This is a genomic window from Caulobacter endophyticus, from assembly GCF_029543245.1.
GTDB classification, from domain to species: domain Bacteria; phylum Pseudomonadota; class Alphaproteobacteria; order Caulobacterales; family Caulobacteraceae; genus Caulobacter; species Caulobacter endophyticus_A.
In genome coordinates, this window is sequence record NZ_JARQWV010000001.1 from 1 (window position 1) to 13,018 (window position 13,018).

Below are 13,018 nucleotides of genomic sequence, written 5' to 3' on the forward strand. Positions count from 1 at the left end.
TGCGGTCCTCGCCACGCTTGGGCCGGTACCAAGAGCCCTCCCCATGGCGGGGACGGGTTTGATTATGCGGCGGGTTTGAGCGCGTCTGATTGAATTGGATGAGAAAGTTGTAAGGGGTTGGATTGGTTGAACTCTCTATCGAGTTCACCGGGGATCCACGCTGCTCTATCCCCTTTGCCCCAAACTCACGCCTTCCTCGCCCCTGTGGCGAGGACCCATCGTTCAGCCTGCTCAGACCGTTCGCGTCCGGCCGCTATCTGAGCAACGGCCGGCATGGGCCCTCGCCACAGGGGCGAGGGAGGCGGGAGTGGTGGGCTGGAGATGCGGGAAACCGACCTGGGCAGACACTTCCCCCTCCGGCCCTTCGGGCCACCTCCCCCTTCAGGGGGATGATCTTGAGAGAGCGCCTTCCTTGTTAGGCCGCGATCCGGCTGGTGGCGACCACGCGGCCCAGGACTGCGGCGGCGGCGGCGAAGCCGGTGCGGATGGACTGGTCCTCGGCGCTGTCGCCGTGGGCGCCGGCGCGGCCGGCAAGGTGCAGGCCGGCGAAATGCAGGCGCAGGTCCAGGCCGATCATCTTCAGGTGCTCGTCACAGGCTTCGTCGTGGATCGGGTGAACCTTGCGCTGGCGCACCACCTGGGCGTCGCGGACCGAGCCGGCGGCGATGAGGCCCAGGCGGCGGGCCTCGGCCGAGGCCTGGGCGATCAGGGCCTCGTCGTCGGCGGTCCAGAGGGCGTCGCCCTCGAAGCAGTAGTAGTCGAGGGCCAGGGCCTCGCCCTCCAGCGCCCGGGCGCGGGCGGCCTTGATCGACGCGCCGTGGATCTCGGCCAGCGCTGGTGCGCAGCGGCGGCCGGGGGCGGCGGTGAAGGCCACCGTCACCTGGTCGCGGTACATCAGTTCGCAGGCGTGGAAGAGGCTGATCGGCGTGGGGGTCAGGGCGCCCATAAGCTCGCGCAGCGGCATGGTCGAGATAACCTGATCGGCGGTGAACACGTCTTCGCCGCCGTCGACCGTGACGGTGGAAATGGTCCAGACGCCCCCGGCGCGGTCACGGCGCAAACCGACGACCCGGCGCTCGAGACGGATCTCGCCTCCGGCCTGACGAATCGCCTCGGCGCAGGCCTCCCAAAGCTGTCCGGTTCCCTGGCGCGGCCGCACGCCGGCCTCGGAGCGGAAGCTCGGGCAGGCCGGCTGGGCGGGAGTTTCTTCCGGGCGCAGGGCCCAAAGCTTTTCGGCATAGGCGCTGAGGCGGCGCGCGACCCGGCGGCCGAAGCGTCGGGTCAGCCATTCGCCGAGGGTCTTGGAATTGGCGATCGGGCGCAGGCGGGCGCTGATCAGGGCGCCGAGCGCCGCGCCTCGCTGGCTGCGGGCTCCGCCCTCGCCTTCCAGGCGCAGGGCGCCAGGCGCGATCTCAAGGTCGTCAGGCAGCAGGGCTGTCCAGAAGGCGCGGATGGCCGGATCGGCCGAGGTCAGGCGACGGCCGGAAACGTCGAGCCGGAAGCCGTCGAAGGCCAGGGTGCGAGCCGCGCCGCCGATGCAGCCCTCGGCTTCGAGCACCGTCACCGTGCGGCCCGCGCGAGCCAGGGCGTGAGCCGCCGACAGTCCGGCGGGCCCGGCCCCGATCACCAGCGTCTCGACGTGTTCGCCCATGTTCCGCTCCCCGAATTCAGGCTTCGAGGATCGGCCGACAAGGTTAAGAACGTGGTTCAGAATGGGCCGTCCCAAGGCCAAAGCAGGGCCTTGGGACGCTATGTCGCGGGCCGTCTTCCTTCAGGCCAGCTGGTCGCCGACCGGCAGGCTGCGGATGCGCTTGCCCGTGGCGGCGAAGATGGCGTTGCACAGCGCGGCCGGGGCCGGCGGCAAAACCGGCTCGCCCAAACCCGTGGGCCGGTTGTCGCTGAGCAGGTAGTGCACCTCGATCGGCGGGGCTTCGCTCATCCGCAGCAGCGGGAAGTCGCCGAAATTGCTTTCGACCGCCGCGCCGTTCTCGAAGGTGACCTTCTGATGCAGCGTGCTGCCGATGGCGTCGAGGATCGAGCCCTGCACCTGGTGGTCGGCGCCGGTGGGATTGATGATCTGGCGGCCGACGTCGGCGGCGACCCAGGCCTTCTCGACCTTGACCTTTCCCTTCGTGACCGAGACCTCCATGACCACGGCGACGTAGCCCAGGTGGCTGAAGTGGCAGGCGACCCCGAGCCCTCTGCCCTTGGGCAGCTTGCGGCCCCAGCCCGACTTCTCGGCGACGAGGTCGAGCACGCCGCGCATGCGACCGGTGTGGAAGCTGTCGTTCTGGCCTTCCGGTCCGATCAGGCGCGGCTCGCCCAGCAGCTTGCGGCGGAACTCCACGGGGTCGGTCTTGGCCGCCAGGGCCACCTCGTCGGTAAAGCTCTGGATGACGAAGCCGAAGGCGTTGTTGCCCGGCGCCCGCAGCGGCCCGGTCGGAATGCCCAGCGGCATCACCGAGACCTCGTGCTGATAGTTGGGCACCGCGCCGGCCGGGAACTGGGTGGAGTTCATGCCGCCCGAGCGCACGAAGGTCTCGCCCTCGCCGAAGCTGACGAAGTGGTCGCGCCAGGCGACGACATCGCCCTTGGCGTCGAGGCCGGCGGTGAAGTTGTGCCAGCCGCCGGGACGATAGAAGTCGTGCTGGATGTCGTCCTCGCGGGTCCAGATCAGCTGGACCGGGGCGTCGACCTTGCTGGCGATGAAGGCGGCCTCGACCATGTAGTCGTTGATCAGCCGCCGGCCGAACCCGCCGCCGCAGCGGATCAGGTGGATGGTGACGTTCTCGGGCGGCACATTCAGGGTCTTGGCGACCAGGGCGCGGCCGGGTTCGGGGTTCTGGGTCGGGGCCCAGATCTCGACCTTGCCGTCCTTGACGCGGGCCGTGCAGTTCTGCGGCTCGAGCGGCGCGTGGGCGATGAAGGGATAGTCGTAGGCCGCGCTGACGACCTTGGCCGCGCCCTTCAAGGCGGCGGCGACGTCGCCGTCGGCGCGGGCCACGCGCTGGGGTCCGGCCTTGGCGAACTCGGCGGCCTTCGCCGCCAGGGAAGCGGTGCTCTGGGCGCTGGTCGGGTGATCGGCCCAGACGACCTCCAGCGCGTTTCGGGCCCGGCGGGCGGCCCACCAGCTGTCGGCGACCACGGCGACGCCGGGCAAGAGGCCGTCCAGCGCCGTCCCACCCTCGACCACGAAGGCGTCGCGCACGCCCTTCACGGCCTTGGCGGGGGCCAGGTCGACCGAGCCGACCTTGGCGGCGTAGGTCGGGGCCTTGAGGAAGGTGGCGTAGACCATCCCGGGCAGGCGCACGTCGATGCCGAACAGCGGCTTGCCGGTGACGATGGCGTCGGTGTCGGTCTGGACGTGGCTCTTGCCGATGATGCGGAAGGCCTTGGGGTCCTTCAGCGCCAGGCTCTTGGGATCGGGCGGGGCGATGGCGGCGGCCGCCTGGGCCAGTTCGCCGTAGGCCAGCTTGCGGCCGCTGGCGGCGTGAACCACCTGGCCGGGCTCGGTGGTCAGTTCGGCGGCCGGCGCATTGAGCTTCGCCGCGGCGGCCTGGATCAGCATCCAGCGGCCGGCGGCGCCGACCCGGCGCATGCCGTCCCATTCCAGGGTGGTGGCCATCGAACCGCCGGCGACCTGGCGGCCATAGACCTTGGTGTCGGCCAGGGCCTGCTCGACGACGACGTCTTCCCAGGCGACGTCGAGCTCCTCGGCGATGATCATCGGCAGGGCCGTGCGCATGCCCTGCCCCACTTCCGGTATCTTCGAGGCGATCGTCGCCTTGCCGTCGGACGAGACCTTCAGATAGGCGCTGAGCGTGGCCGGGCCGGCGGCGCGGGCTTCATCTTCAAGACCGAACGACAGCATCAGGCCGCCGCCAGCAGCGGCCGACGAGGCCAGGAACAGGCGGCGCGAGAGGACGGGGGCGTTCATGGCGCTCAAGCCTCCGTCTGGCCCGAGGCCGACTTGATGGCCTTGCGGATCCGCGGATAGGTCGCGCAGCGACAGAGGTTGCCGTCCATCGCTTCGTCGATCTGCGCGTCCGTCGGCTTGGGCGTGGCGGCCAGCAGGGCCGTGGCCGACATGATCTGGCCGGCCTGGCAGTAGCCGCACTGGGGCACGTCGAGGCTCTTCCAGGCTTCCTGCACGCGGGCGCCGACCGGATTGGCGGCGATCCCCTCGATGGTGGTCACCGCCTTGCCCCCCACCCGCGAGACCGGCGTCACGCAGGCCCGCACCGGAACGCCGTCGAGATGCACCGTGCAGGCGCCGCATTGGGCCACGCCGCAGCCGTACTTGGTTCCGACTAGGTCGAGCAGGTCGCGCAGCACCCAGAGCAAGGGCGTGCTGGGCTCGGTGTCGACCGTGTGGGGCGATCCGTTGACCGTCAGGGTGTAGGCCATGCGCGCGACTCCGAAGGTGAAGCGTCATCTTGCCGCAACCTTCGCAACCTGCCGAGCGCCATGCGTCGCAGCCTGATTTTGTCACAAAAGTTTCACGCAGGGCTTGAACGCCCGCCGCTTCCGTGGTTCCGGTCCGCGCAATGCGCGGATGCTCCCGATACGGACGTCCGCGTTTTTCGTTCCGCCGCTTCGAACAGAGGATGAAGCGACATGCTGGGTTTGTTCCGGGCGATCATGCCCAAGGAAGACCGGTTCTTCGATCTTTTCGCCCAGCACGCCGCGACGCTGGTGGCCGGCTCAAAGGCGCTCAGCGATCTGATGAGCGGCGCCGACAGCATCGAGGCGGCCACCGCGCGCGTGAACCAGCACGAGGAAGAGGCCGACGAGGTCACCCGCCAGGTGATGCAGGCCGTCCGCCGCAGCTTCATCACGCCGTTCGACCGTAGCGACATCCAGGACCTGACGACGTCGCTGGACGACGCCATCGACCAGATGCGCAAGACCGCCAAGGTGGTCAGCCTGTTCGAGGTGACGACCTTCGAGCCGCAGATGAAGGCGATGGCCCAGATCATCGTCCAGGCCGCCGACCTGACGGCCGAAGCCGTGTCGCTGCTGCCCAAGATGCGCAACAACGCCCAGCGCCTTTCCGACCTGGCCGTGAAGATCACCCAGATCGAGGAACAGGCCGACCAGATGTACGACATCGGCCGCAAGGAGCTGTTCCTGGCGCACCGCGACAAGGATCCGATGGCCTTCATCGTGGGCATCGACATCTACAGCCACCTGGAGAAGGTGGTCGACCGCTTCGAGGACGTGGCCAACCGCATCAGCGGCATCGTGGTCGAGCAGGTCTAAAGAGCCCGCGCCGTGGACCCCACGCTTCTCATCCTGGTGTTCCTGGTGGTCGTCGCCCTGGCGTTCGACTTCCTGAACGGGCTGCACGACGCGGCCAACTCGATCGCCACCATCGTCTCCACCCGCGTGCTGTCGGCAAAGTGGGCGGTGATCTGGGCGGCCTTCTTCAACTTCATCGCCTTCCTGTTCTTCGGCCTGCACGTTGCCAAGATGGTCGGCTCGGGCATCGTCGACCCGCACATCATCAGCGACCGGCTGATCTTCGCGGCCCTGATGGGCGCGATCAGCTGGAACCTCCTGACCTGGTGGCTGGGCATCCCCTCTTCCAGCTCGCACGCCCTGATCGGCGGCCTGGTCGGCGCGGCCATCGCCAAGGTCGGCGGCCTCGGCGCCATCCAGTGGGCGGGCCTGGGCAAGACGGCGGCCGGCATCGTGGTGTCGCCGACGGTCGGCTTCGTGCTGGCGCTCCTGCTGGTGCTGGTGGTCTCGTGGACCTTCCTGAAGAGCTCGCCGTTCTGGGCCGACAAGGTGTTCCGCAAGCTGCAGTTCGTGTCGGCGGCGATGTACAGCCTCGGCCACGGCGGCAACGACGCCCAGAAGACCATGGGCATCATCGCCGCCCTGCTGTTCGCCCACGGCGCCACCGACCAGCCGGGCCACATCCCGTTCTGGGTGGTCATCGCCTGCCAGACGGCCATGGGCTTGGGGACCCTGTTCGGCGGCTGGCGGATCGTCCACACCATGGGCAGCAAGATCACCCGCCTGACCCCGATGCAGGGCTTCTGCGCGGAAACCGGCGGCGCGATCACCCTGTTCCTGGCGACGCATATCGGTGTTCCGGTATCGACGACTCACACGATCACTGGCGCTATTGTCGGCGTCGGCGCTTCGCGCCGGGTCTCGGCGGTGCGCTGGGGCGTGGCCAAGAACATCGTCGTCGCCTGGGTGATCACCCTCCCGGCGGCGGCGCTGACCGCGGCGGTGTTCTACTATCTCGGGTTCTGGATGCAGTGACGGACGGAACGGTCAAGCAGACCGGCGGGGCCAAGGGCGGCGGAAAGCGTCGCCAGGTCGCCGCCCTGCCCTGGCGCGGCGAAGGGGCCGCGCTGGAGATTCTGCTCGTCTCGTCCCGCGAGACGCGGCGCTGGGTGATCCCCAAGGGCTGGCCGATGAAGGGCCGGCTCGACCATCAGGCGGCCGCCCAGGAAGCCTATGAGGAGGCCGGTCTCGACGGCGTGATCGTCGAGACCTCCTTTGGCGAGTACGAATACCTCAAGCGCCTGAAGAGCGGCGCGGGCCGGCTGGTCAAGGTCGACGTCTTCCCGATGAAGGTCACCGGCGAGCATGCGACCTGGCCCGAGAAGGGCCAGCGGACACTCAAGTGGATGACGCCGGTCGAGGCCGCCCTGGCCGTGCAGGAGCCCCAGCTGCGCGACCTGATCGCCCGGTTCGCCGGGGTGGGCCTGCCGGAAGAGGAACGGCCGGAGCCCGCGCCCGCCCCAACGCCGGTCCGCGTGGCCCTGCAACGCCTTCGCCGCCGCGTGACGGTGCTTTGGGGCCGCGCCCGCCGTCGGGGCTGAGCCCTCTCGACAACCGCCCGCCCGGAACGTAATGTTCTCATTATGTTCACGTGAGGCGAGCGCATGCAGCTGTCCCTACACCTGGCCCGCTCACCGCTGGAAGGCGCGCGCGACGTGCTGCTCGCCGCCTTCGGCCCCCAGCGCCCCAAGGCGCGGATGGACCCGGTTTCGCAGCTGGTGAAGTCCTCGATCAGCCACCGCACGCTGGACGCCGCATCATGGGCGGCCTTCCTGCGATTGCAGGGCGCGTTCCGCACCTGGGAGGACCTGGCGCGAGCCGAGCCTGGCGAGGTCCTGCCCCTGATCGGCGACGTCACCTATCCCGAGGACAAGGCCCGTCGCCTGCCCATGGCTCTGCGCATGATCCAGGAGCGTATCGGCTGGCTGTCGCTGAGCCACCTGCGCAACATGACGGTCGAGCAGGCCAGGCACGAACTGCGCGCCCTGCCCGGCGTGGGCCAGAAGGTCGCCGCCAGCGTCCTCAACTTCAGCAGCCTGGCCATGCGCGACCTGGTGGTCGACAGCCATGTGCACCGCACGGCCCAGCGGCTGGGCCTGGTCGGCCCCGGCGATCCGACCCACAGCTATCACGCCCTGATGGCCCTGGCGCCCGACGCCTGGACGGCGGACGACCTCTTTGAGCTGCACTGCCTGATGAAGCATGGCCTGGGCCAGTTGGTCTGCACCCACGACGCGCCGCAATGCGGAGCCTGTCCGATGAAGGCCCAATGCCGCCGCGTCGGCGTCGAGGGCGCCACCGTGCTGGTCTGGCGGCCGCGCGGCTGAGGCGATAAGCACGGCCCATGACCAAGCCCGTCGCCATCGCCACGCCCGATGCCGCCATGATGGCCGCGCCCGCGGCCCTGGCGCGGTTCCTGGAGACCGCCGACGCGTCCGCGCTCGACGGCGTGTTCTCGGCCGGCGACGTGACGATCCTGGAGAATTTCTCGCCGCACGTGTTCCTGGGCCAGGAGGGCCTCGCCCAATGGCGGGCGATCATGACGGCGCACGTCGGCGCGATCGGCGCGCTTAAGCACGAGTTTGGCGCGCCGCAGGACTTCGGCCTGACGGACCAGACCGTGCACTTCACCCTGCCTACCCGCTGGACCGGCGTGCGCGACGGCCGGCGCTTCACCGAGCTGGGAGGCTGGACCTTCGTGCAGGTGCGTGAAGCCGGCGGCTGGCGGATCCGTTCCTACGGCTGGGCGGTCGTCGGCTTCGACTGGCTGGACTGAGGCGATCTATCCCGCCAGTTGCGTAAAGGTCTGCGTGCCGATCGGATAGCGCCGCCAGTCGCCGTAGTCGAAGTGCCACCACTCCTCGGGATAGACCTCGAAGCCCTGGGCGACCATGGCCTCGCGCAGCATGCCACGCAGCGCACGCTGCCTGGCCGCGCCGCCGGCGAAGTCGGCATAGGAGCGGGTCGACATCTCGTCGTAGCGGCTGGGCATGTCGACGATCGCGCCGGTCGCGAGATCGTGCAGCGTCAGGTCGACCGCGCAGCCGCGGTTGTGGCGCGAGCCCTTGGCCGGGTCGGCGACGAAGGCGCGGCTGGCCGGCGGGGTGGCCTCCCAGAACATCCAGGTGACGAACCAGGGACGATAGGCGTCGTGGATCGTCAGGCCATAGCCCTGGGCGGCCAGGGCCCTGGCGGCGCGCCCCAGGGCTTGCGCCGCCGGGCGCTGGAGCCAGGCGGCGGGGCGCTCATAGAGCTTCAGGCCCATGAAGTTGTCGCGGCCGGCATAACGGATGTCGAGCCGGATGGCGGGATCTACCGAGGTCAGGTCGACTAGGTCCGACGGCAGGAAGTCGCCCGTTTCGATAGGCGGCGTCGCGGCCAGGGCGCGCTCGCGCAGGGCCTTTGGATTGGCGCGGACCGCGCGGCGGATGCCGGCCCGGACCTCGGCCCCGAAATCGCGGCGCGGCAGGACGGCGCCGTCCAGCCGAACGCCTCTAGCAGTCGCCTGAAGCTCGCCGCCGCCTTCGACGGCATAGTGGCCGGTGGAGAGCGGAGAGAGCCGACGCACTGGCCCGCCATGGGCGAAGACCGCCAGGCCGCCGTCGTCGGTCTCGAAGACTGTCACCGGCGTCTCGGGCGCGCCGTATTGGGCGACCAGCGAGAGGTCGGCGGCCGCCAGGGCCGCGCCGGGCGCGAGGCTCGAGGCCAGCATGCCGGCGGCGACGGTTCGACGGGTCTGCCGCATCGTCGCCGCCCCTCGCCTATTTCATGGTCGGGATGACGAAGGCGCTGTCCTCGACATCGCCTTCCGGCCAGCGGGCCGTGACCGTCTTGACCTTGGTGTAGAACTTCACGCCCTCGACGCCGTGCTGGTTGGTGTCGCCGAAGGCGCTGCGCTTCCAGCCGCCGAAGGTGTGATAGGCCACCGGCACCGGGATCGGCACGTTGATGCCGACCATGCCGACATTGACGCGGGCGGCGAACTCGCGCGCGGCGCGGCCGTTGCGGGTGAAGATCGCCACGCCGTTGCCGTACTGATGCTCGGACGGCAGGGCGATCGCCTCCTCGAAGCTTTCGGCGCGCACCATCTGCAGCACGGGGCCGAAGATCTCTTCCTGGTAGGTCTTCATGCCCTTCTTGACGCCGTCGAACAGCGAAGGGCCAATGAAGAAGCCCTTCTCGAAGCCTTGCAGGTGGAAGTCGCGGCCGTCGACCACCAGCTCGGCGCCCTCGTCGACGCCGATCTGGATGTAGTCGGCGATCTTGGCGCGGTGCTGGGCGCTGACCACGGGGCCGTAGTGGGCGGCCGCGTCGGTGGAGATGCCGACCTTCAGGGTGTCGATCTCGGCCACCAGGCGCTCGCGCAGCTCGTCGGCGGTCTTCTTGCCGACCGGCACCACGACCGGCAGGGCCATGCAGCGCTCGCCCGCCGAGCCAAAGGCCGCGCCCGACAGGTCCTTGACCACCTGGTCGAGGTCGGCGTCGGGCAGGACGAGGCCGTGGTTCTTGGCGCCGCCCATGGCCTGGACGCGTTTCCCGTGCGCCGTGCCGGTCTGGTAGACGTAATGGGCGATGTCGGAGCTGCCGACGAAGCTGACGGCGCGGATCAGCGGGTGGGTCAGGATGGCGTCGACGGCGCTCTTGTCGCCGTGGATCACGTTGAGCACGCCTTCCGGCGCGCCCGCCTCCATCATCAATTCGGCCAGCTTGACCGGAACCGTCGGATCCTTCTCCGACGGCTTGAGGATGAAGCTGTTGCCGACCGCGATGGCGATGCCGAACATCCACATCGGGATCATGGCCGGGAAGTTGAACGGGGTGATGCCCGCGCAGACGCCCAGGGGCTGGCGCATCGAATAGACGTCGATGCCGGGGCCGGCGCCCTCGGTATATTCGCCCTTCAGGATGTGCGGAATTCCGCAGGCGAATTCAATGACTTCCAGGCCGCGCTGAATGTCGCCCTTGCTATCGGCGATGACCTTGCCGTGCTCGGACGACAGGATCTCGGCCAGGCTCGCCATGTCGCGCTCGATCAGGCGCTTGAACTCGAACATCACCCGGGCACGGCGCTGCGGGTTGGTCGCGGCCCAACCGAGCTGGGCCTTGGCGGCGGCCTGGACGGCGGCGTCGATCTCGCCGTCGGTGGCGAACTGGACGCGGGCCTGCACCTCGCCGGTGTTGGGATTGAAGACGTCGCCGAAGCGCCCCGAGGCGCCATTGAAGGCTTGGCCGTTCACGAAATGGGCGATGTCTCGCATGATGCGCTCCCTAACGCTGTTTTTCGGCGTCATTAGCATCCGAGAAACGGCGCGTATCGTGGAAAATCTATCCCCGGCCTTTCAGCCGCCTACTCCGCGTCGACATGCACCCGGCGGAACCGGCCTTGCAGGTAGACGAGCGGCTCGTGGTCGGGGTCGTAGCGCAGCTTGACCACCCGCCCGACATAGACCCGGTGATCGCCGGCGTCGAAGACGTGGTGGGTCTCGCATTCGAAATTGGCCATGCAGCCGGGCAGGATCGGCACGCCGGTGCGCCAGGTCTCGGTCTCGACGCCGGCGAAGCGGTCGGTGTCCTTCTGGACGAACTGTTTGGCCAGCGCCTGGTGGTCGGCGTGCAGCACGTTGACGGCGAACCGGCCGGCGGCGTCCAGCGCCGGCAGGCTGGACGACTTAAGGTCGACGCAGACCAGAGCGAGCGGCGGGTCCAGCGACACCGAGGTGAAGGAGTTGGCGGTCAGCCCGACGCGGCGGCCGTCCTGCCCCAACGTCGTGACGACGGTGACCCCCGTGGTGAAGCACCCGAAAGCGTTGCGCAGGGCGCGGGCGTCGTGCGCGCCGCCCTCCCCCAGTTCGATCGTGACAGCCTGACTCATCTTCCCCTAGCAGTGCGACAAAGCCGGGCGGCGGGCAAGGCGGGATGGCGCGCGACGGGACTGGAGGAGCGAGGACGGGAGTCGTAATGAAGTTTTTGATTACTTACTGATCAATGGCGACAGGGCGCTACGCGGTCTTCGGGTGGCCGAGATCGATGGCTAGAGACGCGCCCGCGACGCCCCCGGCCCCATAGGCCTCCGGCGCCACCATGCGGGCCGGCCGGAGCACGGCCCTCAGTTTCAGATCGAGCTTGTCGAGTTCTGCATCAACGACGGCCGACTTGAGAACGACAAGATCACGCCCAGCGTCGCTGTGCACCCGGTCGCGCCCGGCCTTCATCGCTGTCAGCTTGTCTGCGATGGACGCGACCATGCCCAGGGTGAACGAGGCGTTGGCCACATGTCGGTCCTTGTGCCGAAACCGTTGATAGTCGGCGGAGGTCTTGTAGCGGCCAAGCTCGAACCGAACGGCGCCGTCGATCAGTTCGGTCAGGTAGTGCGCGACTTCAATATCCGAAGGCAGCCCGAAGAATACGTACCGAGGCTCTCCGGTCGGGCCCTTCTCGCGCCAAACCCGGCAATCACAAAAACTGGCGATGGCGACGATGCAATCGCCCAGCGGTATCCGCTTATTGTGGTGCGTCTCGTATTCGCGCCGCTCACACAGCGTATCGCGGAGTTCAACGTCGGTGAGGGAAAGGTCGTATCGATCGAGCAGTTCGGCGACCTTCGCGGCGGCCGACATGGCTTCGGCTTTGGTGCAGCCATTGTCCGTGGTCTTGGCTCGGAGCCCCGCGATGCGCGCCCTGAGCTTTTCAAGGTCTGCCAGATGTTCGTTCACGGCCGCGCCCCGAAAGTGTCTCAGCGCCAACCCGCCAAGTTCGCCTGCCCCGCCTTCTAGGCGAAGTCCCAGGCTGATCCCAGCACATCGAAGGGCCCAAGATCGAGCCTCCGCTTATATCAGAGGCCGGCTTCCGCTCATCCGAAGCATGCGAATGAGCGGAAGGCCCTCACCGGCTAGACCTGAGCCACGCCGCCGTCGATGGCGAAGTCGGAGCCGGCCATGAACGAGGAGTCGTCCGAGGCCAGGAAGAGCACGGCCTTGGCGATCTCTTCCGGCGCGCCGACGCGGCCGATCGGGGTCTGGCTGGCCATGTAGTCGAGGAGGCCCTGCTGCTGGGCGGGATCCGAGCCGGCCAGTTCGACCAGGCCGGGCGTCTTGATCGGGCCGGGGCTGACCACGTTGACGCGGATGCCGCGGTCCTTGAGGTCCAGCGTCCAGCTGCGGGCCAGGTTGCGCACCGCGGCCTTCGAGGCGCTGTAGACGCTGAACGCTGCGGTGCCGGTGGTGGCCGTGGTCGATCCCGACAGGATCACGCTGGCCCCGTCGCGCAGCAGCGGCAGCGCCTTCTGCACGGTGAAGATCACGCCCTTCACGTTGCGGCCGAAGATGTCTTCGTAGTGCTCCTCGGTGATCGCGCCCAAGGGCAGCATGTCGCCGCCGCCGGCGTTGGCGAACAGGGCGTCGATCTGGGCGTGGCGCTGCTGCACGGCGTCGTAGAGGCGGTCGATGTCGGCCAGCTTGGACATGTCGGCCTGGACGCCCACCGTCTTGCCGCCGATCGACTTGACCGCCGCGTCCAGCTCGGCCTGGCGGCGGCCGGTGATGAACACGCTCGCGCCTTCGGCCGCGAATGCGCGGGCCGTGGCCAGGCCGATGCCGCTGGTGCCGCCGGTGACCACCACCACCTTGTTGTCGAACTTGCCGCTCATCTGAACTCTCCTTGGCTTGTGCGGCGAACCGTTCGCCGTGGACAAAGAGATGCATCTGGAACGATCTGGCCG

At 68.7% G+C, this 13,018-nt stretch carries 13 protein-coding genes; 5 read left to right on the top strand and 8 right to left on the bottom strand.

Annotated features, from left to right (window positions below):
• Positions 1-415: 415 nt before the first annotated feature.
• From P7A99_RS00005 to P7A99_RS00015, 3 genes are all read right to left on the bottom strand, one after another.
• On the bottom strand, positions 416-1,651 hold the full coding sequence (locus P7A99_RS00005) for an FAD-dependent oxidoreductase (protein ID WP_277791909.1): 1,236 nt from the start codon (positions 1,649-1,651) through the stop codon (positions 416-418).
• Positions 1,652-1,771: 120 nt separating this feature from the next.
• Positions 1,772-3,937 (bottom strand): xanthine dehydrogenase family protein molybdopterin-binding subunit, encoded by a 2,166-nt coding sequence (locus P7A99_RS00010; RefSeq protein WP_277791910.1) that lies wholly within the window; start codon positions 3,935-3,937, stop codon positions 1,772-1,774.
• A gap of 5 nt (positions 3,938-3,942) precedes the next feature.
• Complete coding sequence (locus tag P7A99_RS00015; protein WP_277791911.1) at positions 3,943-4,407, bottom strand: (2Fe-2S)-binding protein; 465 nt, start codon at positions 4,405-4,407, stop codon at positions 3,943-3,945.
• A 210-nt stretch (positions 4,408-4,617) separates the two neighbouring features.
• Here P7A99_RS00015 and P7A99_RS00020 point away from each other — a divergent pair, with 210 nt between their 5' ends.
• From P7A99_RS00020 to P7A99_RS00040, 5 genes are all read left to right on the top strand, one after another.
• The gene (locus tag P7A99_RS00020; RefSeq protein WP_277791912.1) at positions 4,618-5,262 is read left to right on the top strand and encodes a DUF47 domain-containing protein; all 645 of its coding nucleotides are present in this window, start codon (positions 4,618-4,620) and stop codon (positions 5,260-5,262) included.
• Positions 5,263-5,274: 12 nt separating this feature from the next.
• Positions 5,275-6,276: an inorganic phosphate transporter gene (locus P7A99_RS00025; RefSeq protein ID WP_277791913.1), complete on the top strand. Its 1,002-nt coding sequence runs from the start codon at positions 5,275-5,277 to the stop codon at positions 6,274-6,276.
• Positions 6,273-6,842: an NUDIX hydrolase gene (locus tag P7A99_RS00030; protein WP_277791914.1), complete on the top strand. Its 570-nt coding sequence runs from the start codon at positions 6,273-6,275 to the stop codon at positions 6,840-6,842. The genes P7A99_RS00025 and P7A99_RS00030 overlap by 4 nt, the downstream gene beginning before the upstream one ends.
• A 63-nt stretch (positions 6,843-6,905) precedes the next feature.
• Complete coding sequence (locus P7A99_RS00035) at positions 6,906-7,628, top strand: endonuclease III domain-containing protein (RefSeq protein WP_277791915.1); 723 nt, start codon at positions 6,906-6,908, stop codon at positions 7,626-7,628.
• A 17-nt stretch (positions 7,629-7,645) separates the two neighbouring features.
• Complete coding sequence (locus P7A99_RS00040; protein ID WP_277791916.1) at positions 7,646-8,077, top strand: hypothetical protein; 432 nt, start codon at positions 7,646-7,648, stop codon at positions 8,075-8,077.
• Positions 8,078-8,083: 6 nt separating this feature from the next.
• On the opposite strand, the gene P7A99_RS00045 is transcribed toward P7A99_RS00040, so the two are convergent.
• The 5 genes from P7A99_RS00045 to P7A99_RS00065 form a co-directional block, all read right to left on the bottom strand.
• On the bottom strand, positions 8,084-9,046 hold the full coding sequence (locus tag P7A99_RS00045; RefSeq protein WP_277791917.1) for a M15 family metallopeptidase: 963 nt from the start codon (positions 9,044-9,046) through the stop codon (positions 8,084-8,086).
• A 16-nt stretch (positions 9,047-9,062) separates the two neighbouring features.
• Positions 9,063-10,559 carry a CoA-acylating methylmalonate-semialdehyde dehydrogenase gene (locus P7A99_RS00050; RefSeq protein ID WP_277791918.1) on the bottom strand — a complete coding sequence of 499 codons (1,497 nt, stop codon included), beginning with the start codon at positions 10,557-10,559 and terminating at the stop codon, positions 9,063-9,065.
• 89 nt (positions 10,560-10,648) lie between these two features.
• A complete protein-coding gene (locus tag P7A99_RS00055; protein WP_277791919.1) occupies positions 10,649-11,173 on the bottom strand; it encodes a flavin reductase family protein in 525 nt (174 codons plus the stop codon).
• 127 nt (positions 11,174-11,300) lie between these two features.
• Positions 11,301-12,014: a DUF2786 domain-containing protein gene (locus tag P7A99_RS00060; protein ID WP_277791920.1), complete on the bottom strand. Its 714-nt coding sequence runs from the start codon at positions 12,012-12,014 to the stop codon at positions 11,301-11,303.
• Positions 12,015-12,190: 176 nt separating this feature from the next.
• Positions 12,191-12,946: an SDR family oxidoreductase gene (locus P7A99_RS00065; protein ID WP_277791921.1), complete on the bottom strand. Its 756-nt coding sequence runs from the start codon at positions 12,944-12,946 to the stop codon at positions 12,191-12,193.
• Positions 12,947-13,018: the final 72 nt, after the last annotated feature.

Coding starts and splice junctions, on each gene's coding strand:
- P7A99_RS00035 (WP_277791915.1), top strand. CDS start 6,906: ATGCAGCTGTCCCTACACCTGGCCCGCTCACCGCTGGAAGGCGCGCGC.
- P7A99_RS00020 (WP_277791912.1), top strand. CDS start 4,618: ATGCTGGGTTTGTTCCGGGCGATCATGCCCAAGGAAGACCGGTTCTTC.
- P7A99_RS00065 (WP_277791921.1), bottom strand. CDS start 12,946: ATGAGCGGCAAGTTCGACAACAAGGTGGTGGTGGTCACCGGCGGCACC.
- P7A99_RS00040 (WP_277791916.1), top strand. CDS start 7,646: ATGACCAAGCCCGTCGCCATCGCCACGCCCGATGCCGCCATGATGGCC.
- P7A99_RS00005 (WP_277791909.1), bottom strand. CDS start 1,651: ATGGGCGAACACGTCGAGACGCTGGTGATCGGGGCCGGGCCCGCCGGA.
- P7A99_RS00055 (WP_277791919.1), bottom strand. CDS start 11,173: ATGAGTCAGGCTGTCACGATCGAACTGGGGGAGGGCGGCGCGCACGAC.
- P7A99_RS00045 (WP_277791917.1), bottom strand. CDS start 9,046: ATGCGGCAGACCCGTCGAACCGTCGCCGCCGGCATGCTGGCCTCGAGC.
- P7A99_RS00010 (WP_277791910.1), bottom strand. CDS start 3,937: ATGAACGCCCCCGTCCTCTCGCGCCGCCTGTTCCTGGCCTCGTCGGCC.
- P7A99_RS00050 (WP_277791918.1), bottom strand. CDS start 10,559: ATGCGAGACATCGCCCATTTCGTGAACGGCCAAGCCTTCAATGGCGCC.
- P7A99_RS00015 (WP_277791911.1), bottom strand. CDS start 4,407: ATGGCCTACACCCTGACGGTCAACGGATCGCCCCACACGGTCGACACC.